At 36.8% G+C, this 23,004-nt stretch carries 20 protein-coding genes and 1 pseudogene; 3 read left to right on the top strand and 18 right to left on the bottom strand.

The annotated features are described in order from the left end of the window. Window positions 1–100: 100 nt before the first annotated feature. The 6 genes from H9565_RS19590 to H9565_RS19565 all read right to left on the bottom strand — a co-directional run bounded on the left by H9565_RS19590 (window position 101) and on the right by H9565_RS19565 (window position 4,714). Complete coding sequence (locus H9565_RS19590; RefSeq protein ID WP_215442062.1) at window positions 101–1,210, bottom strand: hypothetical protein; 1,110 nt, start codon at window positions 1,208–1,210, stop codon at window positions 101–103. Window positions 1,211–1,403: 193 nt separating this feature from the next. Further along, on the bottom strand, window positions 1,404–1,982 hold the full coding sequence (locus tag H9565_RS19585) for an NAD(P)H-dependent oxidoreductase (RefSeq protein ID WP_215442061.1): 579 nt from the start codon (window positions 1,980–1,982) through the stop codon (window positions 1,404–1,406). A 4-nt stretch (window positions 1,983–1,986) separates the two neighbouring features. Beyond that, on the bottom strand, window positions 1,987–2,325 hold the full coding sequence (locus tag H9565_RS19580) for a hypothetical protein (protein WP_215442060.1): 339 nt from the start codon (window positions 2,323–2,325) through the stop codon (window positions 1,987–1,989). Window positions 2,326–2,381: 56 nt separating this feature from the next. Next, on the bottom strand, window positions 2,382–2,963 hold the full coding sequence (locus tag H9565_RS19575; RefSeq protein WP_215442059.1) for a Crp/Fnr family transcriptional regulator: 582 nt from the start codon (window positions 2,961–2,963) through the stop codon (window positions 2,382–2,384). Window positions 2,964–3,156: 193 nt separating this feature from the next. Then, window positions 3,157–3,738 (bottom strand): hypothetical protein, encoded by a 582-nt coding sequence (locus H9565_RS19570; RefSeq protein WP_215442058.1) that lies wholly within the window; start codon window positions 3,736–3,738, stop codon window positions 3,157–3,159. 196 nt (window positions 3,739–3,934) lie between these two features. Next, window positions 3,935–4,714, bottom strand: coding sequence for a hypothetical protein (locus H9565_RS19565; RefSeq protein WP_215442057.1), 780 nt, complete (start codon window positions 4,712–4,714; stop codon window positions 3,935–3,937). A gap of 100 nt (window positions 4,715–4,814) precedes the next feature. On the opposite strand from H9565_RS19565, the gene xerA reads away from it, so the two are divergent. Further along, window positions 4,815–5,633, top strand: coding sequence for a site-specific tyrosine recombinase/integron integrase (xerA, locus tag H9565_RS19560; RefSeq protein ID WP_215442056.1), 819 nt, complete (start codon window positions 4,815–4,817; stop codon window positions 5,631–5,633). A gap of 104 nt (window positions 5,634–5,737) precedes the next feature. Here the strand turns inward: xerA and H9565_RS19555 are convergent. The 12 genes and pseudogenes from H9565_RS19555 to H9565_RS19500 all read right to left on the bottom strand — a co-directional run. Then, window positions 5,738–5,905: pseudogene (locus H9565_RS19555) on the bottom strand (alkaline phosphatase); the annotation flags it as partial. 143 nt (window positions 5,906–6,048) lie between these two features. Beyond that, a complete protein-coding gene (locus H9565_RS19550) occupies window positions 6,049–6,528 on the bottom strand; it encodes a DUF4625 domain-containing protein (protein ID WP_215442055.1) in 480 nt (159 codons plus the stop codon). Window positions 6,529–6,587: 59 nt separating this feature from the next. Further along, window positions 6,588–7,403: a DUF4625 domain-containing protein gene (locus H9565_RS19545; protein ID WP_246560843.1), complete on the bottom strand. Its 816-nt coding sequence runs from the start codon at window positions 7,401–7,403 to the stop codon at window positions 6,588–6,590. Window positions 7,404–7,496: 93 nt separating this feature from the next. Then, window positions 7,497–9,866: a TonB-dependent receptor gene (locus tag H9565_RS19540; protein WP_215442054.1), complete on the bottom strand. Its 2,370-nt coding sequence runs from the start codon at window positions 9,864–9,866 to the stop codon at window positions 7,497–7,499. 182 nt (window positions 9,867–10,048) lie between these two features. Beyond that, a complete protein-coding gene (locus H9565_RS19535; RefSeq protein WP_215442053.1) occupies window positions 10,049–10,291 on the bottom strand; it encodes a hypothetical protein in 243 nt (80 codons plus the stop codon). 558 nt (window positions 10,292–10,849) lie between these two features. After that, the gene (locus tag H9565_RS19530) at window positions 10,850–12,256 is read right to left on the bottom strand and encodes a purple acid phosphatase family protein (protein WP_215442052.1); all 1,407 of its coding nucleotides are present in this window, start codon (window positions 12,254–12,256) and stop codon (window positions 10,850–10,852) included. A 23-nt stretch (window positions 12,257–12,279) separates the two neighbouring features. After that, a complete protein-coding gene (locus tag H9565_RS19525) occupies window positions 12,280–13,131 on the bottom strand; it encodes a glycerophosphodiester phosphodiesterase family protein (RefSeq protein WP_215442051.1) in 852 nt (283 codons plus the stop codon). A 10-nt stretch (window positions 13,132–13,141) separates the two neighbouring features. Beyond that, the gene (locus H9565_RS19520; protein WP_246560841.1) at window positions 13,142–14,098 is read right to left on the bottom strand and encodes a glycerophosphodiester phosphodiesterase family protein; all 957 of its coding nucleotides are present in this window, start codon (window positions 14,096–14,098) and stop codon (window positions 13,142–13,144) included. A 9-nt stretch (window positions 14,099–14,107) separates the two neighbouring features. Beyond that, window positions 14,108–15,496 (bottom strand): RagB/SusD family nutrient uptake outer membrane protein, encoded by a 1,389-nt coding sequence (locus H9565_RS19515; RefSeq protein WP_215442050.1) that lies wholly within the window; start codon window positions 15,494–15,496, stop codon window positions 14,108–14,110. A 12-nt stretch (window positions 15,497–15,508) separates the two neighbouring features. Then, window positions 15,509–18,991: a SusC/RagA family TonB-linked outer membrane protein gene (locus tag H9565_RS19510; protein ID WP_215442049.1), complete on the bottom strand. Its 3,483-nt coding sequence runs from the start codon at window positions 18,989–18,991 to the stop codon at window positions 15,509–15,511. 125 nt (window positions 18,992–19,116) lie between these two features. Continuing rightward, entirely contained in the window at window positions 19,117–20,109 is a 993-nt protein-coding gene (locus H9565_RS19505; RefSeq protein ID WP_215442048.1) for a FecR family protein, read from the bottom strand. Between the two features lie 80 nt (window positions 20,110–20,189). Then, window positions 20,190–20,717, bottom strand: coding sequence for an RNA polymerase sigma-70 factor (locus tag H9565_RS19500; RefSeq protein ID WP_215442047.1), 528 nt, complete (start codon window positions 20,715–20,717; stop codon window positions 20,190–20,192). A 344-nt stretch (window positions 20,718–21,061) separates the two neighbouring features. Here H9565_RS19500 and H9565_RS19495 point away from each other — a divergent pair, with 344 nt between their 5' ends. Further along, entirely contained in the window at window positions 21,062–21,517 is a 456-nt protein-coding gene (locus H9565_RS19495) for a response regulator (protein WP_215442046.1), read from the top strand. 116 nt (window positions 21,518–21,633) lie between these two features. Beyond that, the gene (locus H9565_RS19490) at window positions 21,634–22,854 is read left to right on the top strand and encodes a cation:proton antiporter (RefSeq protein ID WP_394370260.1); all 1,221 of its coding nucleotides are present in this window, start codon (window positions 21,634–21,636) and stop codon (window positions 22,852–22,854) included. Window positions 22,855–23,004: the final 150 nt, after the last annotated feature.

Below are 23,004 nucleotides of genomic sequence, written 5' to 3'. Positions count from 1 at the left end.
ACCCCAAAATCAACATTATGGACTAATAAAAAATAAAATATTATCTTTAGAGAACTGGCCTAGGGCTTTTCATAGGAGCCATTGTTGGCAATAGTGTTTTTTAATAAATTAATAATCTAATGTCTAAATTTTTGTCAAAAGTCATAAAGGTTTTTAATTCTAAATTTAAATTAATTAAATCCTTTTCTGCTTCGAGAAGTTCTTTAATCAATTCATTTTCAGATTGGTCAATTATTTCAACTTTGTAGCCTTTATTACTCGTTAAAGACAACTTTCCATTCAGTTCTGGAATTTTCTCATTATCTGAGCTAATTTTAAAATCAATCGTTCTTTTTTTACTTGATGTTTTAGTTGAATTGACTTCTGATATTGTTATTTTTCCCTGAATTAGTCCAAACCAATTTTCAAGTATATTTTTTATAGTTTTATATTTTTGTCTTTCCTCTAATTGCCATAATAATTCTTGATAAAGGTTTTTTAATAGTTCAAAAAAGTCTTTATTGAAATTAGAACTGACAATTCTTAAAAACTCCTTTTCTTGGTCATATAAAAAATTCGGTGAATACTTCTCTATGGTTTTTAAAATCGACCTGTCTTTAATTTCAGAGCCTTCGTGAATTATTTTATTTCTTATGGATTGAATATCTTTTAGTTTGGATATATACTTTTCAAATGGTTCAATTGGTATATCTATAACCAATTCTAAATAATTAAATGATGATAGTAGATAATCTCTCTGACTAAAATGTGAAAGCTTTATTTTTTTTGCAAATGTTTGAGAAGACAACTCACATATTTTACTTAAAAAATTTTCATTTAATGAGTAAAGTCCAATTAAGGTAGACTTACTAAAAAGGTCTAAAAAATCTGAATATTTAGCTTTTATCTCTTCAATATCCTCTTGTTTTTTGTGTGCTAAATAGTCTATTCCTGAAATATGAGTAGCGTAAGCAATGTTGTTTTGGTCGTTAGGGTCACTATCTCCAATTGTTTCATCATATTTTTGTTGAGCACTTTTTTCCGATTTTTTATATCGTTCAGTTAAAGCGTCTAATTCTTCTTGCCAACTTTTTAAATAATTTTTAATTGTACTCGAATGTTGTTTTTCAAATAACTCAAGCTGTTCATCTATTGCTATAAATGATTTCTCGAGTTGTTCAATCTTCCGTTGATTATTCAAGAAGTGAAATGTAATTTGAAATGGTGTCATTGAGTTTTTTTAGACATTATTGCCAACGTCTCGTATAAAAATAGTAGCGGATTTTGAAAGGCTTAACTTTCTGTTTAAGACCTACCGTAAATATATATAAGCGACTTTGATTAAGCACCAAGGCCGCTTTTATTTTTATACCTTGTTGGCAAATCGTTATTTTTTCATTTAGCGTATTAATTGTCGTGCGTTATTACTTATTCATTTGACCTAAAATTTCAACTTTTCTTAACCATTTTGCTCTAAAGTCTTCTTTAGAAAGTCTTATAGGTCCAATAGTAGTAATTCGCACCTTTTTTATTCCAATGTATTTTAATGTTCCTTTTTTCATAGCGTTGTGGCTAGGGTTTCCATAAACCCATTTATAATACCACGCAGGTTGGTCTAATGTACAAATTACTCTTGCTGTTTTTCCAGTAAAATACGTATCGCTAAATAATGAATTTTCTCTTTTGTTAAAAGCAAATCCAGGAAGTAAAACTCGGTCTAAAAACCCTTTCATTATTGCAGGTACAGAACTCCACCAAACAGGATAAATCCAAACTAAATGGTCAGCCCATTTTAATTTGGCTTGAGCGTCTAATAGGTCAGGTTCTAATTCTGTTCGTTTTCTATATCCAAATTGTAGGTTTGGGTTGAAGTTCAATTCTCTGATGTTAATTTCCTTTATTTCAGCATTCGATTTTTCAGCCCCTATTTTATAGGATTTTGAAAGTGCAAAATTGAAACTTTCTTTATCTGGATGTCCATTTATGATTAGTATGTTTTTCATAAACCTAAAAATAAGTTTTCAATTTTCTTTCAAATTTCGTGTCTGTTAAATTCTCAATTTTGAAGAACTTATAAAGAATAAAACAAGTTGATACCGTTAAGAAGAATGTGCAAATTATGAAGCTGCTAACACTACAAAAAACAGCTAATATTTGTGTCCCGATTTCTCCCAAATATGAATCGAAGTAATCTTGCTTTTCGATAAAATAGCTGTAAACGGCTATTGCATATTTGTAAAAACGAATGGTAAGTTCATATAATAACCAAATAGGATAAAACCATTTTCTAATAGGTTCCCACCATTTTCCCCAAATTGATTTTAGTTGTTTGTTGTTTTCTTCCATTTTTTAAACCTTTTTACAAAGGTTATTTTAATGGAAGATGTATCATTTGATATAAATCAAATTCGTTTTTTTGGATTTCTTATTCTGCTTAATGTTTCAAGTGTAATTCCTAAATAGGATGCAATGTGCGTAAGAGGTATTCTTTGGGTTATATTTGGATAAATATTTAAAAGGTGTTTATAGCGTTCTTCTGCCTTGTTGAACTGAATTGTATATAATCTTTCACATAGACCTAACATAGTTTGAGTAACAACTTTACTAATAAAACGTTCAAAATCGTGGTACTTCTTCGAAAGGCAATCAACTGTATCTTTTGAAAATTCAAGCACAACGGAATCTTCAATAAATTCAACATAATGAGGACTTGGCTCTTCGCTGAAAAAACTGATAATTGCAGCCATTATTTCATTTTCAAAAGTGAACCAGTCAGAAATGTCCTTTCCGTCTTTTAAATAATATGCTCTTGAACAACCTTTTACAATTAAGTAGGCTTTTTTGGAAAATTGTCCTTCACGAGCTACAATCTCGCCCTTTTTATAACTTACAATTTTTGAATTCGCAATTAACTCTTGTTGACATTCATTGGTGATAGGATGATATGTTTCTCCAATTTTATTTAAGATTTTTTCAATATCCATTTGTTTAAGTGACTACTGTTTTTCAGTTTGATGAATGTTCGTCATAATGTTTGCCAACGTTTTTGTATATGGAAAGTTGCGGGTTTGCGTGCGAGGAATTTCCGAAGGAAATTCAGACGTAGCAAACGTGCAACGACCCTTGTTTGAGCCAAACACCAGCAATTTTTTATATACGGTGTTGGCAACAGTATTTTTATTTTTTCCGATTATGAAATTCCGTCAGAATTTTTTCTTTTTCAGATTCCGATAATCCATAATCAGCAATTAATTCAGGTCGGAATGGTGGCATTTTATTGTCAATTTTTAAAAACCATTGAATTAGATATTCACTAACATCCAATTCAATTCCCTCACAACCCATTAAATAATAAACTTTGTATTCTTTGTCTTTTATTGATTCTAAAATTAAGTCGGTTTTTTTATCAAAAACACTATTTCTTATAAGTCCTTCGTAACCGATTGCTTTTACAGTTCCATTCGGATATTTTGTCAAATTTAAGAGTTCATTTTCAGTCGCATTATCCATTATCCAAAGTCTTTTATTAGCGTACTTTTCCATTGACCTTCCATTCGGTCCAGTTCCACCTGTATAAGCAATGTCTCTAACGACTAAAACAGAGTCTTTAATAGATTCCGAAACACCATTCCAATTATGCGACCAACTTTTTTCGTAACCAGAAGTTAGCACAGCAATAATTCCAATTCCGATTATTGTCAAAATTGGGAATAAAATCGAAAATCGACTTCTTTTGCGGTTATTTCTGCGTTTCGTCATATTGTTGCCAACGGTCCAGTATATGAAACGTAGCGTGTAAAAAGACGCTAACTTTTCGGATTATACACGAGCCGAATTTTTAAATTTTTCTTTTTATTTTAATCTCTCAAAAAGCCAAATTTAAAAATTTGGCGGTCTTCGCAAATACACGCAAACCTTTGGGAAAGCTTGTAACAGCTATGTTTTATATACATTGTTAGCACACGTATATTATTCCGTGTCGCTCTCTTAATTTCGCATTATCTATAAATTCAATTCCAAATGTCCGCTCAAAATATTTGAATGAAAGATAGATTGAATTGTAACAATATTGAAAACCTTCTTCGATTTTTTGAAGATTTATTGGATTCGGATTTGTCTCAAGATAAAATGATGAATTAGAATAATGAACAAATGATGAAAACTCTTTCCATAAATAAAATGCTCTATCCTTGAAAATTTCCACGTCTCGTGAGTGAGTTATATTTTCCGCAACTTGTGAAAGAGGCAAGAAATTTTTGAATCGAAATTCGTCTTTATTTGTGAAGTATTTGTCATTTTCAGGTTTTCCAGTAAATATATCTTTTAGTGCCTGAAATTGTTCGTCATTTAAATAATAACCATAAGCTCCATTGAAGTGATTATGATTTGAATTTGTTAAATCTTCTATGGACTTAAATGACTGTTTGTGTGTCTTTGCATTAATTTTTACAATTTCTTCTTCTCTGTCAGCGTGAAGCTCGAGATAGAGTAGGTGAAGAAAGTCATCCATTAAACTCCTCAGCAAAATAAAAGGCGTAGTAATTAATTCAGCGTTTCGATTTTGCAGTATTCTTTCCAAGTCAAGATGTAAAATAGCTTGTCTTCTTAAAATACCTAAATAGTAATCTTGAATTTCAATTTTTTCAGGGCAACGTCCTTCTAAACTACCCAAATTTGAATTGGCTAATTCTGCTAATAATTTCGCTTCGTTTGTTAAATGTTCGATGGTTGCCATATGTGTGCTAACTAGTGGATATGCGGCAAATTCCACATAACCATCGTATTAGGTTTAAATTTAATACTTTTTTAGAATTAATTAGTATATTAGACATAATATGTCCATTCCTGATTTTGTGAAAATATTGGAGGTTAAACGGTATAGTAAAAATACGATTGACAGTTATTCTTCAATTGTAAAGATGGCCGAGCATTTTTTCCAAAAAACCTTAAACCGAGTGAGCGAAACGGAGCTGCAAAGGTATTTTTACCACATGGTGCATACCAAAAAAGTTTCTTACTCCTATCAGAAACAGATTGCAATGGCGTTGAAGCTCTACTATAAGGAGATGTTCAGGCAAAATATTAATCTAGAATTTTTATTTCCCAGTAGGAAGCCTGAAAAACTTCCTGTGATAATTTCAAAAACGGAAATTCTAAAAATCATTCAATGTGCCAATAACGTTAAACATAAAAGTATGATTGCCCTTACCTATAGTGCGGGTTTGAGGGTTGGCGAACTAATAGACTTAAAAATCATGGACATAGACTCATCTAGGATGGTTATACATGTTAAATCTGCAAAAGGCAACAAAGACCGCATAATTCCCTTATCCGAAAAAATTCTAGTTATGCTTCGTATGTATTACAAAGAATTTTCACCAAAGCTCTTTTTGTTCGAAGGTCAAAAAGGGGGAAAGTACTCTAGTTCAAGCTTTAATAAATTACTTAAGGCGGCGGCAAAAAGAGCAAAAATCAATAAACGGATTACAGCACATACCTTAAGACACAGTTATGCTACGCACCTTTTGGAAAAAGGAACTGATATAAGGGTGATACAAAAGCTACTCGGTCACAATTCAATTAAGACAACAATGATTTATACCCAAGTTGCAGAACCTACTTTGTTAAATGTGGTCAGTCCTTTTGATGATTAAAGCAATCACTAAACTTAGTTGATACACTTATTCCTGAAACTATCATACTAATAAGGTAAAATGCGGTCATTTAGTGTTTCTATTCTGTATGAGGGTAAAAATCATTAAAACGTATTTTCAACCTCCGCTGCTTCCAGCATAAGGTAGTGCAGGTCCGTATTTTTTATAAAGGGTTTCAACAGTTGGCTTCCCGGTCCGTACATGGCCAGTTCTACATAATCGGCAGAATGTTGCATACCGGTCCAACCCACGGAATTATGTTTTAGTTGTATTTTGGTCAAAGCTTTAAATAAAAATTTTCTTTCATGTGTAGAATATGATTTAACAATGAAGTTTTTTACCGCGCCTAAAAAACCAACAATCGTAATTATCGCTTCCATATGGTAAAAGGTTTGTTTAAGCTTATGGGTGTTTTTTACTCCACGATTTTTATATCTATGGAAGTTCGGCTTTGCCAGCCGGTTGCATCTGTAACCGAATAGGCACAGTGGTAATCGCCGGTATCAACATCGTTTGGTATGGTTACGGCAATATTTATTTCATAGCTTGTCAATTCGCCATCAATTGTAAAGTTCTCCACATAAATTAAAGGATTCACAGGGGATTGAACTTCGCCCAATTCACATTTCGCTACTTGGTCGTCATGGGTATGATGGTCAAAATTATGGTGGATATCAATACTGTAAGCGGCCAGTTCACTGTTATCGGTCACCATGGCCCTAAAATTATAGGTTTCTCCTCTGGTCAACAATGTGCAACCTTGTGGAAAACCTTCTGAATAATTAACGCTGATAGTAGGCTTTTCTTCATCTATGTCATCACTGTTATCGTTAGAGCATGCAGCGGTTAACAAAATAAAGGATGCTAAATAGAAATATTTTAATGAGAACTTCATTTTATGCGATTTAAAACCGCATAGCACTTCTAAGTACTATGCGGTGTTATTGGATTTAGTTACTCGGTAACAATTAAATGCGTGTCATATTCTTTAGTATTGCCATCTTCATCTTCCACAGTAAAAACCATGTGGTACTCACCTGCAGGAGCAGTAACCGGCACATCAATATGTTTATGGAACTCGGCATCGGTGAGTTCGTGGTATCCTTCTGTGTACTCAGATTCAAAATGCCACTCTTCTTCGCCTTCGGCAAGCGTTAGTCCGTGTGCGTGAATATCAACGGTAATACCATGTATACCGTTTACGGCACTGATCATAAATTCGGCATGAAAATCTTCGCCTCTGGCAACGGTTTCATCAATTGAAAAATCGCTTAAAGTAATAACGTCCATAATTTCAAGGTGACCTTCTACCTCTGTGCTGTTCCCTAGTTCATCGGTTACCAAAAGTTCAATATGGTATTCACCTGAAGGAATATCTGCAGGGATATCTATATGCTCATGAAATTCTGGATTAATTACTAAGTATTTAGCATCCGTAAATACCTTTTCAAATTCCCAGTCTACTTCTCCTTCTTCGGCAGTTACGTCATCTGAATGAATTGAAAGTGTTATACTGCTTACCGTAGCTTCTGCACTGATTTCTGCCGCTAAATGGATGTCAGAACCTTTAAAAGCATATGCTTCTTCTGATTTATGGTCGTGGTCTTCACCCTCGTCATGATGACCTTCGCCATATTCAAAGCTGGTAATGACGGGAGCATTCATTTCAATAGCTCCATCATCATCACTACTACAGGATTGTAAAAAGAGTCCGGCGGAAGCAACGATTGCTAAAAATTTTAAATTGGGTTTCATACTAGTTGTTTTCATAGGTTTTAATTTTTAATTTGATTACTGATTACTGATTACTGATTACTGATTACTGATTACTGATTACTGATTACTGATTACTGATTACTGATTTTAAAAAGGTATTGTTAGGGATAATGAGATGTTTCTACCGGCTTCTGGAACATCTATGAGTCTGTAGAAGCTGGTGTGATTAAAATATTTGGTATCGAATACGTTGTTCAGTTTTACACGCATTTCTAGAGGCAGATCGTTCTTAAAAACATCTACTTGCGTTAAAAAAGACATGTTCAACACCTGATAGCCGTCCGTCTTTTCCTCCGGAGGTACAATTTCTTCCTGGGCCGCTGTAATTCTAAAATCGGCGATCAATTGCGGCTTCTTAAAAAATAGTAGCTTGTTGAATTCATATCTAGCGGAGAGCAAGCCGGATAATGGAGGGGAAAACGGCAATGTAAATCCTTCCTTCGCGCCACTGATCTGCCTGGAATGCACGTATTCAACAGAGGCATCTACCTGTAGGCTTTTAGTAATGGTAGTACTTGCGTTAAACTCGCCACCAATTCTAAATACCTTGGCTTGGGTATACTCATAGATCTGTATGGTTTCGTAATAGCTTGATGTTGGGTTGAGGTAAATGTAATTTTGAAATAGGTTTACAAACGGACTCACACCTACGGTAAATGATTTCTCTGTATGGTCTACGGCCAAATCTAGCTGATACGATATTTCCGGGTCCAAATCGATATTCCCTTTTTCATAACGGTACATGTGATAGTTAACACCGTCCGATGCCAATTCATTGGCCAATGGCATTCTAAAGCTTCGGCCAACATTTATTTTGTAACTGGTTTTATTTTTGATGTAGCTGATGCCTAGAGAGGCACTAAGGCTACCAAAATCGAGTGTTTTGTCTTTTGACCGTTGCAGGAAAATATATGATGTAGAGCCATCCTCGTTATTTACGGTGGAAGGGAACCAATCATAATACGCTTTGGTATCTACACGACCCACATCATAACGCAGGCCTGCTAGAACATGAAAATCAGAATTGACCTCAAACTGATCGTATGCAAAAAGACCAGCGGTAAAACGGTTGTATTCGGGAATTAAAAATCCCCATCCGCCTATATTGTTGTTCTGGTACTCCGTATTTAAACCTACCACCATGTCATGTTGGTCAGTAGGTTGAAAGGCATCCCGAAAATTTAAGGAGTAGGTATTTTTAATAAATAATCTTTCTTTGGTTTCCGGAGGTGTTGGCATATAGCCATGAGGAACAGGCTCTGAATGTTCTTCACGGTTGTTGTTCTGATAACCAAGGTCTAGGTGTAGATTATGCTCTCCAATATTTATTGAAGTATTGTTGGTGATTTTAAAGTGATTGACCTTGTGATAGGGAAGGTCTATATCTCTGCTAGAGTTGTCATAATCTATACTGGAAGTTCTAACTTCTAAACCATGTGCATTTGCAAAGAATCCGTTTTTGGCGTTAACATTACTAAATACGGTTTCAGATTTTAGGCCATTAGAAACAAAACCGATTCCTAGACTTGCATCCGCTTCGTTTCCGGCCGTATTCCTTAAATTATTTTCATGCAATTCAAATATGTAATTCTCATAATTGATCTGGTCAGCCGGTACCTTATAGTCGCCATAATCCCTATACGTTAGGCGCCCGCGATAAAACCATTTGTCTTTTCTAGCCGTAACACCTGCAGAAACACCCAGCAGATCATTGTTGCTTTCGCCTAGGATATTCACTTCGCCATCAAAAGAATTGGGTAACGGTGTTTGGTTTGGCTGTATATCTACAACACCTGCTATAGCATCAGATCCGTATAATAAAGAAGCCGGACCTTTAATAATCTGTATGTTTTCGATACCGTGCTGGTCAATTTCCAAGCCGTGGTCATTGCCCCATTGCTGTGCTTCGTGCTTTATGCCGTTCTGTACCACGGCAACGCGGTTAAAACCCAGTCCGCGAATTACGGGTTTGGATTGTCCCGAACCAATATTTATAGTACTGACCCCGGCTATTTTGCTTAAGGTCTGCATTAGCGTGTTTTCCCTGTTCTGATCAAGGAATTCCTTGGACACCGACGTAGTGACTATGGGAACTTCTAAAGCTTCTCTTTTTTTGGTTTTTCCATTGACTTTTACTTCGTCTAGTACGGTAGCGGACTCATGCAAGAATACGGTTAGTTCTTCCATATGTGGGCCTACATCAACACTAATGGTTGTAGGTTCGCAACCAATATGAGATATCGTAAAGGAGTACGAGCCCTTAGCCACATGGTTTATGATAAAAGCACCATTTTCCGTTGAAACGGCATACAAGCTTTTACCTGCAATTGTAGCGCCCTGTGCCGGCGATAAGTCTTTTGCGTGCAACACAATCCCTTTAATTTGAAAAGTTTCCTGTGCGAACGCTGTGGCGCATAGACTAAGGAATAGCCATATACCCAGTATTTTATGAAACATAATGGAGAACTAAAAGATAATAATCTGTTATCCCAGGAAAGGGGCTAGGTGAGCCTATACTTAATGCTGTTGAGGTAAGTAGTCAATTACTTGGTATATGGAATCACTACCATAGTACTAGAGCAAAAAAACATTGAACTTTTGTATGGAACCAAACCAGCAATGATAGCGTATAGGAGTGCTTAGTGTTGAAATGGCGGCGGCCGTGAAAAAAGCTGGTCCGTGGCAATAGAACTTGAACCGACAAAGCTATAAATTTCAGTAACCGTTTCTTGAAGTAAGTATGTTGTATTCTGAATTGCCGAATACTGAGATTCAGGAGTAGTGGCGGGAGTTAAATTAATGGTGTTTACATGGAGACAAATACAGCATTCCACACCATGGTCATCTTCATCTGTATGTGAAAATAAATGAAGGCCCGCCATTTTTGTTGTAATAAATAGGGCAAGGAGGAGAAACGTTATACTATTTCTTAAACGACCAATCTTCATTAGTAAAACTACTGAACTAAAAATATTATGAATCTAACCTTTAATAAAGCTATTGCCTGCAATTGACTATAGCTTGTAAACTTTTGTTGTTCACTATAAACGCTCATTAACATATTGTCCAAGGGAAACTTTACTATTGGATTCTCTAATGTTCAATGGCTGTGTGACAAATTTGTTACGTCGGTAAAATTAATAATAAAAACCATTAATGCAACTGAATTGCGATTATAATGCAATTAAGGTGCAATAATGTTTAGGGTGAGGAGTGTCATAAATTCTAATGAGCAAGTGAAATTAGGGTAGGTAAGGCTCTTTGTTGTTTTTTATGAATAGGATTACAGCCTATAAGTGAGAAAACCTTAAAGGCGAAAACACCATACATTATACGAAAGCATGTTCCATTGCATAATGACGATGAGGATTCACATATACATTACTACGGAATTTTATTTTCTATTAAAGTGTTGTAAGGGTATAAGACCACTATAAGATTTACTCCCCAATCAGATTCTTTTTCAACCGTAAAGGAAGTTCTACTTCTTGATTGATGAGTTTTTTTGCTCCGGTATCATCTTTTTGTAATTCAAAACTATCGTACAATCCTCCTAAAGGTGTAAAGGCTTGGTATTTTATGGTGTTTTTAGAAACCGTAATAATCTGGAACAATTGAGTGAATTCACCACGGCGGGCCATCCAATTCTGATTCTGGGATTCATACATTTTAGGACCACTAACGGATACGGCATAGATAGTCCCAACATCTGAAATAATGGTTTTGCCTTGATCTTTGTTTAAGTCGTTTCCACGGGCATAGGTATGGTCATGGCCTTGCAGTACTAAATCCACCTTGTACTTGTCAATTAAGGGTTTTAATGCTTCCCGTAATACTTTGTTATCACGCCCCTTAGCGGTAGAATAAATAGGGTAGTGCATAAAAAGCGTTATCCATTTACGGGTATTTGTGGATAGGGTTTTTTCAAGCCATTCCATTACTTTTTTACGAGATTCAGGGTGCTCATCAAACTGTTCCGCATCAAAGGAAATCAACTTCATATTTTGGTAGTCCAGTGTATAATAGGTTTCCATGTGCTCCAATTGAGGTCCGTTTTGTGGCAGGTTGAACTGGGGTTTCCACAGTTTGGAAAGCTCCCCATCCTTATACTCATGATTTCCGGGCGTCATTACGCTTGGTATTGTGGCGTGAATGTAGCTGCCTGCGTAAAACCATTCACCCCATTCTTCATTGGATTCACTGTGATTGATCAAATCACCGGCATGTAGCATAAAATCAACATCCGGCACCATTTTGTAAGATTTACGAATGACTCGGGACCACATGGATTTTACATCGTTCTGCGCATCTCCAAAATATACAAAGCTGAAAGGGGTATTTATATTTGCATCGGGCATTTCTATTTGAAACCATTCGCTCCAAGTATTCGCATTCGGCGTTCCATATCCAACACGGTATACATAAATTTTACCAGGTTCTAGACCGTCTACCAAAGCCGAGTGGTAAGCAGCAAGCACTTTGGGTTCTTTGTCCCGTATATTTTCGTTCTCGAACAGTTGTGTTTTTGCCAATATTCTCCTAAAATTACCGGGTAGTCGTAATTCCGGCCCATGGGATTCTAGGGCAACTTCTACAAAAGCGGAATCTACGGATTGCTGGGTGCGCCAGTTTACAGCAAAACTGTGGGCAGGGTCCGCAGTTAGGTTAACAATAATGCGATCAGGAACTTCAGAGGGAAATATTAATTTATGACCAGCTATCTTAGAAAAGGACTTGTAGTGGCTGTGACCATGGGTATTAAGCTCTTCGTTGTCTTGAGCGTAACCAACATTTACGATTAACAAAGTTAGAAGGCTTAAAATGAGGGTAAATGGTTTTAGTTTCATCTGATGCGGCATTATGGAATAGGTTACTTTTCGATTAAAAGAAATTCATTTAATTCCTCTGGAAGGTCTGTTTGAATGATATTAATGTTTTTTTGCTTTAATAAGGCTTTAAAACCGGAATTCTTCTCGTTTTTTTCCATGCTGTCATATTTGCCCAAAGCATTCATCCATACTCGAACGTTAGCATCTAAAATATGCTTCATAAGTGCATCATCATAATAACTTTCATCAACGTGGATGACTTTAATGTAATCCCACTTTAGAATTTCTTCTACTTCATCCTGGCTATGGGCCCTAGGCATAATTTTAATATCCGGACTTTTCTCATGAAGTTTTGGAGATAGCTTATAATCGTACAAAAAGAAGATAATCTGCCCTTCCATATTATGTTTTTTGATTAGCGCAAGGGCTTTGTCAATATGTTTAGGAGCAGCTTTAAAGTCCACATCAATTAAAATTTTCCCTTTTGTTTCCAAAAGCACTTCTTCAAAAGTAGGAACCTGTTCTTCGGTCAAGTGGTTATTATGTTTAAGGTGAAGTTGCTGTATTTGCTCATAACTGAGCATCTCAACTTTACCAGTACCATTGGTGGTTCGGTCTACGGTACGGTCGTGCATTACCACTAATTTGTCATCTTTGGTAACCCTGATGTCCAATTCAACAATTTCTACTCCCAAACGAATGCTTTCACGGATGCCAGCAATTGAGTTTTCTGGATAATTCTGGTGAGCGGCCCTATGGGCCGCCACTAGAATCTTTTCGGGTCGGTGATTAAAATCATATAAAATACTATCTGCCTTAGTTGTTTGACAGAAACCTTGGTTGAAGCACAAAAAAGCAAAAACAATAGTGCTCAGGTTTATTTTTAGATTCATTTTATCAATTTTAATTCACGGTTTTCATGGTTCTTAAACCTTTGCTTTCAAGATAGCGAAGCAATTCTTCAGGTCTATCCGTCATGATTGCGTTGGCACCTTGTTCCAATAACCAGCCCCAAGCTTTGTCAGGACCTTGCAATAGAGCCATTTCATCTGTTCTACCGGCACATAATTCATCCCAGAGAGCAATTGCTAAAAAACCATCTCCATTAGTTTTCATTTGTGATTTGGCTATTAAAAGCGGTTGGGCTTGTTCGGTATCAAAGATAGTTTCGTAGTAGAACGGATTAATGTCTTTTTCATATCCTTGGTATAGCTCTTTTACTTTTGGATTCTTGTACCAAAGTTTGGGCATGTATATAATGCTATCCATAAGGGAACCGTATTTTTGGCGCATCACCTTAACGTCATCATTACCTTTAAAAATAGCATGGTCTACGGTTCCGGTCTTCTTTAAAACTTCATACGACTCCCTTACCCATTTACTTTCGGTCTTGTCCAAGTTTACCATGACCTTACCTTTTACCAAGTTCATGACCTCCTCTAGTGTGGGCACCTGTTGGTTGGAATGCCTAACTCCAGCAGCATTTTTAAGGCGAAATTGTTTTATCTCCGCCAAGGTCAACTCATTTACTTTTCCACTTCCGTCAGTTGTTCTATCCACCGTAGTGTCATGCATAGCCACTAGATGACCATCTTTAGTAAGCCTAAAATCCAATTCAATTACATCAATACCCAAGTCAATACACCTTTGAACGGCCATTAATGAATTTTCAGGTGCATAGCGCCAATCTCCTCTGTGGGAAATGGCAACGATATATTCCGCAGACGGATTTTTAAGCTGATGTAAAATTTGCGTGGCTTTGCTTTTGGATGCGTTGTGGGACTCCTGTCCCACAACCATTTGCATTCCAAATATCAAAAACAAAAACCCTTTAACGGTGTATTTTATCTGTTTCTTCATATTCTATTCTTAGTAACCTGGATTTTGAACTAATGCCGGGTCCGCGGCTATTTGACTTGCGGGCAGCGGTAGTAGTAATTTGTTGGCATCCGTGATGCCCAAAACGGACTGTGCACGACCTTGGCGTAATAAATCGAACCAACGGTGACCTTCCCAAACCAACTCTAAACGTCTTTGTAAATCAATTTCAGCAAACAATGAGGCCTTATCCGTACCACCGCTATAATCCCCAAGATCAGCTCTGTTACGAATTTCATTCAAGTAAGTGGTAGCTTCCACGGTGTTACCCAATTCGTTTTCTATCTCGGCCAACATAAGAAGCACATCGGCGTAACGCAATACCACCCAGTCACTAGGGGAGTCACCAATCACGGTTGTGGGAACGGCAATTTTATTATTATAAGCTAAACCGGATTCCAATTGTCCTACAAACACTCCTTTTCGGGTATCTGCATCATCGTACAATGCGAAGAAATCAGGTTTAAGTACGCCATGCCCTTTGGTACCGGCCATACCGCCATCCTGTCTTCCGGTTGGGTTGAACATTCTATAAGCATCAGAACCTTCGCCATTAGAGTTTATTCCTGAAGCGTATTGAACCACAAATATGAGTTCTTCATTAAGTTCGTTATCAACTGAAAAAACTTCATCTACCGCGATTAAATCATGAGCGTTAGAGTTTACCACTTTTAACAAACTTTCCTTTGCGGCAGAGTAATCTCCTAGGGTAAGGTATACTTTACCCAAAAGGGTCTGTGCTGCCGTTTTTACAACACGTCCTCTGTTGCTGTCATTGCGAGAGGGGAGAGCACCTTCCGCAGCTTCCAAATCTGAAATAATCTGGGTGTAGACTTCCGCAACAGGTGTTCTAGACTGGCCAAAATATTCCTGTGGATTACCAACTTCGTCTATAATAAGGGGAACGTCTCCAAAAGTTCTCACCAAATTAAAATAAAGCAAAGCTCTAATAAACAGCATTTCTCCGGTACGTGCCTGTTTTAACTCTGCGTCTTCAAACTCTACTTCTTGAATTCTACTGAGCACAATATTGGCTCTTTGGATGCCTTTGTAAGTGTCTTCCCAAACGTTAGCAATAAGGCTGCTTTGTGGAATGACTATAAAATCGTCCAACATTCCGTAATTGCCACCATCATTGGCAGGAGTTTCATCATAGGCATCTTCACCGGGCAATTCTCCCACAGCGGGCATTGCCGTGTCATAAACCCCTGTAAATTGCAATGTAGCGAACACCGCATTTACGGCTTCTTCCATTTCGGCCTCATTGGCGTAAAAGTTATCGGCAACCTTGGTGGTGGTCGGGTTCTGTATTAATTCTTTTTCGCAGCTTACCAGTCCCAATACAAGAACGGCAAGAGTTAAGGATATATACTTTTTCATTTGAATAGCTTTTTAGTATGAGATTTTTAAACCAATTGTATAGGTCTTGGAAATAGGGTAGTTGCCACCGGAATTGTAGCCGGAAGTAAGTATGTCACTAGAAGTTCCATCAGGGTTCCAGCCTCTCCACTTAGTTGAGGTGAATAGGTTGTTTCCAGAGAAATAAACCTGCAAGCCGGAAAGTTTAATTCTCTCCAAAAGGTTTTCTTGAAAATTATAACCTACTCGTAAGTCTCTAAATCTGAAATAATCCCCATTGTTCTCTTCTACGGTAACAGAGCTACGCAGAATTTTTCTTGAGTTGGAGAAATTTCCGAAGTTGGGTTGTCCCAAAAATCCGTCAGGATTGTTGACAGGGTGATACCTATTATCAAAATAATATTTGGTAGGAACCCCAAAACCTTCTCCGGATTCAGTTATAGAGCTTAAGTCTCCATCCAATAATGTTCTTCCTTCAACACCTGCAAAATTGGCGCTTAAAGTAAAACCCTTATAATCCAAGTTTACACCAAAGCCATAAGTAAAATCCGGAGCATAAGTGCCTTTGGAACTCTTGTCCTCATCATCTATAACACCGTCATTATTAATGTCAACTACTTTTAAATCGCCCGTAAGCGTACCGTCCAAATGTGGTGTAGAATCAATTTCTTCTTGTGTCTTGAATACACCATCTAAGGTGTAGCCATAGATTTCGGCTATAGGTCTACCAATCTGGGTTGTAAAAAGTTGGTCCCTACCTGTAGCAATTTTATCTTGACCTGGTCCAAGAGCAATAACTTTGTTTTCATAGGAGGTTAGGTTGGCGTTAAATCCAATACCCAATTCTCCTACTTTAAAATTGTTCCCTGATATCTGAAACTCCCAGCCTTGGTTTTCCATCTCTCCAATATTGGCCAATACATTATCATAACCAGTTTGCTGTGGAACAGGAACATCCAATAGCAAATCTTTGGTGTTGGTTTTGTAATAGGCCATGTTAAAGTTCAATTTATTGTTGAACAAACCAAGGTCTAGGCCAATGTTAAAGGAAGAAGCTATTTCCCAACCCAAATCTGGATTAGGGGCAGATGTGGTAATATATCCTGGTGCAATGCCACCATCAAATACATAGTTGGAATCCGTTACCAATGCTTTGGAAGCATAGGTGCCAATCTGGTTATTTCCTGTTTGCCCCCAACTGGCGGATATCTTACCAAAACTTACTACATCATTTTGAGGAAAAAAGTCTTCTCTGGTAAATACCCAACCGGCTGCAACGGATGGAAAGTTACCCCATCTATTGTTGATTCCGAATCTTGAAGAACCGTCGCGACGAATGGCTGCCGATATTAAATATTTAGAATCAAAATCATATTGCAAACGAGCTAGGTAAGACTCCAATGTCCATATACCTACATCCGCCGATGCCGTAAAAGCACTAGCACCCGCAATGTTCTGAATGTTATCATCTGCATATCCGGTACCTATTACCCTTGTATAATCCGTATTTTCCTTTTGAAAAGTATAACCACCTAAAAGGTTAAGGTGGTGTTTCCCAAAACTCTTGTCATACGTTAAGGTATTCTCTAGCAAATAGTTGATTTTGTTCTGTTTGCGTTGTTCTCCATTGGCATCTGCTCTTGGGGCTGGAGTTCGGTATGATCCCACACCAATAGGGTAGTAGTAATCCCGTACATAGGAATCATAATCGCCACCCAATGAGAATTTATAGGTTAGTCCCTCCAGAATTTCTGCATCTATAAAGGCATTACCAAAAATCCTAAAACGTTTTTTAACGTCCGTAATTAAATTGGCTGTGGCAATTAGGTTTTCAACCGGCGTACCGTTAATACGAACGCCTTCAACTTCATGCTGTTCGTGTACAAGTTGATCACTGATATTAATGCTTCCATCTGAATTGTATGGACTATAGAATGGGAAATTAAGGACAGAGAGACCAAGTACACCATTACTACGGCTACCTTGGTCTACCGAGTTTTCAATGGAATACGTAGGCTTTAAGTTAATGCCAAATTTCACCTTTTCCGAAATTTGGCTCTGAAGGTTTACAGATCCTGAGTAGCGTTTAAAATCCGTACCAACAACAACACCTTCTTGATCATAATATCCTAAAGATGTATAGTACGTTGTTTTTTCATTTCCTCCGGAAACAGAAAGTGCATAATTTGATAAAGCGGCATTTCTAAAGCCCTCATTGATCCAGTCAGTATTCACAAGACCGGGCTCACCATTTAAGTAGGGAGTCAACTCCGGCAAGAAAAGTTCACGGCCGTCAATCTGTTTTCCATCAATTAGTTTTGTGACCCTTACTGAGTTTGGATCCGTTTCGCTTCTATTAGTGGGGTCTTTAGAAACATAGCCCCAGTTTCTAGCTTCCGTTAGGAATTGAGCAAATTCATAACCATCTACCAATTCCACTCCGGAACTTTGTTGTTGCACGCCGCCATAAGTTTCTAGTGTTACCGTTGTTTTTTGATTACGGGTACCGGATTTGGTAGTAATCAATATTACTCCATTCGCAGCTCTTGAACCATAGATAGATGCAGAAGCGGCATCTTTTAAAATATTTATTTCCGCAATATCGTTAGGGTTTACAGAACTTAGTGAACTACCTTCCGTAAGCGGAAAACCATCAACTACGATTAAAGGGTTGGTACCTGCAGTTAACGTTCCTGTACCTCTAATAATAATTTGCGAATCTGTACCCGGTTGTCCGTTAGATTGATTAATAATTACCCCTGAAATTTTACCTGCCAGTTGCTGGTCAACCGTAGCAGCTGTAACATTTTCAAGTTCGCTGTTTTTTATTTCTGAAACCGATCCAACAACTTTGGCCCTGGCCTGTTGGCCATAGCCAATAAGCACAACTTCTTGTAAGGCAGAGGAAGCCATGGATAATTTAATGTCTATCTGTGTCTCGTTTCCTACGGGAATATATTCTGTGTCGTAACCAATATAGGATACAACCAGTACCGCATCCGGTCCCACATTAATACTGTAATTGCCATCAAAATCCGTAGCTGTACCATTAGTAGTTCCTTTTTCTACAATAGAGGCTCCGGGTAAGGGTTGGCCGGTTTCGTCTAGAACCCTTCCTTCAACTTGTTGAAAAATTAGGTCAACAACTTTCTTTTCGGTTTGCTTTCGTCGATCTATGGAAATATTTTCATCTATTCGCCTAAATGCAAGACCTGCGTCTTTGGACAGGATTTCCAAAACTGATTTTAACGAGACTCCTCTGTAATTAAAGTTGTACCTATTTTTTAAACTGGTAATGGAACGCCCATAAACAAAGTTAAATGCAGTTTGTTCCTCAATAGTTGAGATGACCTCTTCAATAGAGGCATTCTTTAGGGATAGTTCTACGGAAACTTGGTCTAATCGTTGTGCTTCAACCGTCGATGCAAAAAGAGGGTTCATTAGCGCAACAATCACAAGTAGAACGGTAATTTTCATTGTCAACGCAATAAATTGTTTAATACTTAGTGAATTCATAACTTCACAGAATGTTTAATGGTTATCTATTTAATCGTTAAATGCTATGCAGTCTGTTGATCCTCGCCAAAGTGTCACAGGCTGCTTTTTTGTTTTGAGTCTATCTTACATGGTGGTTAAGGGTTTTAATGGTTGCATGATCCTTTAAATAAAATGGTGTTATTTTCTAAATACTCGTAGTCCATACCTTTGGTGGCAAATTTTATACTCTCTAAGACTACGTGAAGTTTTGCTTTTTCGTAACGAGCCGTAACATGGCAGTTTTTAAGAGATGGAGACAGGAAGTCTACTTCAATACCATACCATCTGGTTAGCATTTTTGAGGCTTCTAGGAAAGTGATGTCGTTAAATCTGATAATTCCATTTTTCCAATCTAGATAGTTCTCATTGGCAACGGTAGATGTGATAAGTTCATCCCCTTTTTTACTGTACTCTGCCATCTGATTTGGCGTTAGATATACCGTATTAATGTCACCATCCTTATTTTCTGATTGTACGCGTACTTTTCCTGTCCTGACCGTAACAGATATATTTTCACTAAAATCGTAAGCGTTTACATTGAACGAGGTTCCCAATACTTGGGTTGTTACGTTTTCGGTATGTATAATAAACGGTTTGGAGGGATTTTTTGCTACTTCAAAAAACGCTTCACCGTTGAGTTTTATCTCTCTTTTGGAAAGGTTATTGAAACTTTCGGGAAACTCAACACTACTGCCAGCGTTTAAGGTAATTTTTGTTCCATCTTGTAGTGTTAAGGTGGAACGCTGCCCCCATTTAGTAGATTTAGTTATAAATTCTTGTGCAACTACATCTTCTTTTTCAAACGGATTGATGGTATAAAGAGCAGCGCTTAAACTAAATAAAAGCAGAATCATTGCGGCTGCAATTTTCAACCATTTATAAGTGTTGGGGGATTGGTTTTGGGTAGGGGTTATTCCCTTTTTGATAATGTTGGAATATATTTCGGATTGAATACGGGACTCTTCGTCTTGTATCTGCATCGTAGCGTCCGTAATAGTATAACTATCAAGAACTTTATCCAAAAGCTCTTTTTCCTCTTGGGAACAGTTACCTGAAATGTACTTATCAATTAAATTTTGAAGTTCTTTTTCCGTCATTACTATGGTGCTCTATAAGTAAGAGTGAAAAAAGAGGGGTAACCCTAAAGAAAAAGGTGTTTTTTTTGAAAAAAATAATTTCAGGAAGCAATAACAGGTGTCAACTGTTTGATTGATTGGGTTATATGATATTCAACCGTTTTTATAGAAATATTCAATTCATGAGCAATTTCTTTGTTAGACAGATCATCATATCTGCTCATAGTGAAAATTTGCTTGGTCTTTAATGGCAGGGTATTAATGCAACTTTCAATTTTGGATTTGGTTTCTTTAAAGTCCAATTCTCTCTCTGTATTGTTTTCTATATGGACAAGATTTACCTGAGTTAGTAAATCAGTATAATTTTTGTTTTTCCTGATGTATTCCAAACACTTGTATTTAGTAGCAGAAAATAAATAGGATTTTACATTTTTGATTTCTAGTTCCTTCCTTTTGGTCCAGAGATTACAGAAAACATCTTGAACTACATCTTTGGCTTCCGTTTCATTCTGTAACAGCTTTAGAGAGAATAGATAAAGTCCTTTCCAGAGCCGGTCATAGAGTTGCTTAAAAGCAACCTCGTTGTCTTTGAGAGTGAGCAAAAACAAATTGGCATCTGAGATTTTCATAGGTGTGGTCTAACACCTGCAATGATACCTAGATAAGTTAAGGCATATATTACCTTAACTTTAATTTTGTCTTATAATAACTTCAACTCAGTGTAGCCTGTATTGATTAATTGGTCTTTAAGAACCTATTATCGGTTTGATTCGGTTTATCATTTAGTCCGGTTCCGGGTAAAGATATTCTTATGCTAGTATTTCAAATCGATCAATTAAAATTTTTATTGGTTCCATTTTCATCGCCTGTTGATTATATCTTCGTTTGTTAACTCTCTTAAACTACCGCATCTGTAGTGGTGGTTATTTTATAAAACCCGTTAGGGCATTCGTTAACATAAAAGATTTACTCAATGATTACTTCAAATATCACTACCGACAAAAAATGGTCCGTATTCTTGGCGGACGATGATGCCACTGATCAAGAAATATTTAGTGATGCCTTGGCTGAAATTAACGCTCCAATTTCCTTACGCACTTTTAACAATGCTTTAGAATTACTTAAGGAACTTGAGACCGGCACTGCTTTACCTGATGTTATTTTTTTGGATCTTTACATGCCTATAATGGACGGTAGCGACTGTCTAATTAAAATCCGTAAGAATCCATTGTTTCAGAATGTTCCTATAGTCTTATATTCAACCGAATTTGACATAGACCGTATTGAGGAACTTTTTGAATGTGGAGCCAATAGATATCTAAGAAAAACCGCGTCGTTTGAATCTCTTGTGTCGTCTCTTGAAAGAACGCTTGATTCATTAAAAAGAAATGCAATTAGTGGCCCCGCATTAATTAATATTGTGGTCTGATCATTTTAGGAAAAGGGGAGACTCATTAAGGTCTTATTTGTTTCATAGTACTTAAAATTAAAGTTATTAAAGACTATTATTACATTCTCCTAGTATTCAGCTTTGTTATAGTACTAATGGCCTTTTTGCCATTAGTACTATCTCGTATAAAAGTTTCTTTTACCGTACCGTTGCTACTTATTGGGTTTTTAACCTATTACCTAGGGGTACCGGTAAATTGGCCTGAACCCATATGGGGCAATAAACAGGTAACAATAATTACGGAAATAATAGTAATTATTAGCCTTATGGGGGCGGGTTTAAAACTAGGCATGAGATATAGTCCTAGGCATTGGAAAAATACATTGCGGCTCATACTGATTACCATGCCGTTATACATCTCGTTTTTGTTTCTTATCTGTCATTATTTTTTAGGTTTTGATGGAGCATCTTCGCTATTAATTGCTGCCGTCTGTGCACCTACGGACCCTGTATTGGCAGCGGAGCTCCAGTTAAAAAAGGACGAAATGTATGATAAGAAAAATACGGGAATGCGCTATTTACTTACTTCTGAAGCTGGTTTGAACGATGGTATGGCGTTTCCGTTCGTGTTTTTGGCAATTTTATGGTCTCAAAGCACTTCATTTCAAAATATAGATCTCACCTATTGGTTTGGTTATTATATGGCGTTCAAGATTATTGGAGGGGTACTTATTGGAAGCTTATTGGGTTTTGTCTTTAGTTATCTGATTCGTAACCTAAAGTCCATACATAAAAACAAGGTTCTTTCCGGATTTGTTGGAATAGGTCTCGCATTTTTTTCTTTTAGCCTTGCAGAGCTATTGAGTACTTATGGATTCCTTAGCACGTTCTTTACCGGCTTGTTCGCACAATATCACTTTCACAAAAAACTGAAGCAAACTGAGCAAACGGACAATATAAATTCCGATGAAGATAAACAGGAGATTTTATTGTTCAACGAAAAGATAGAGGAGTTTCTAATAATGGTATGGACTATTCTTTTTGGAGGTTTTATAGCATCGGGAATTTTAAATTTTGCCACTTGGCAAGGAATAGTAATCGCTTTGGTTACTATTATTGTCATTAGACCTCTCACCGGTAGAATAGCTTTAATGGGAACTCCCTTTACGGAACCTAAAAAATGGGCCGTTTCATCCTTTGGAATTAAGGGGGTAGGCTCTTTTTTCTATTTGGCATTTGCGTTACATGAAGGGAATTTTATTGCTACTAACGAAATTTATGCATTTGTGTCTTATGTAGTAATGTTCAGTATTTTAATTCATGGAATTACAGGGCCTAGTGTTATATCCTATTTCAAGAAAAATAATCCAGGTTAATGGAATTTTTATTTTAAACTTAGGTAGAAATTATACTCTATTCAATCTAAAAGAAAGGTTTGATACTATGTATTAGGAGTATCAAATTATCTCTTTGCATCACTTTCGGATAAATACAAATCCTACATTTAATATTGCTTAACATCTTGT

It is taken from the genome of Zobellia russellii (genome assembly GCF_018728565.1).
Lineage (GTDB): Bacteria > Bacteroidota > Bacteroidia > Flavobacteriales > Flavobacteriaceae > Zobellia > Zobellia russellii.
This window is presented reverse-complemented; position numbering and strand designations above follow the sequence as displayed.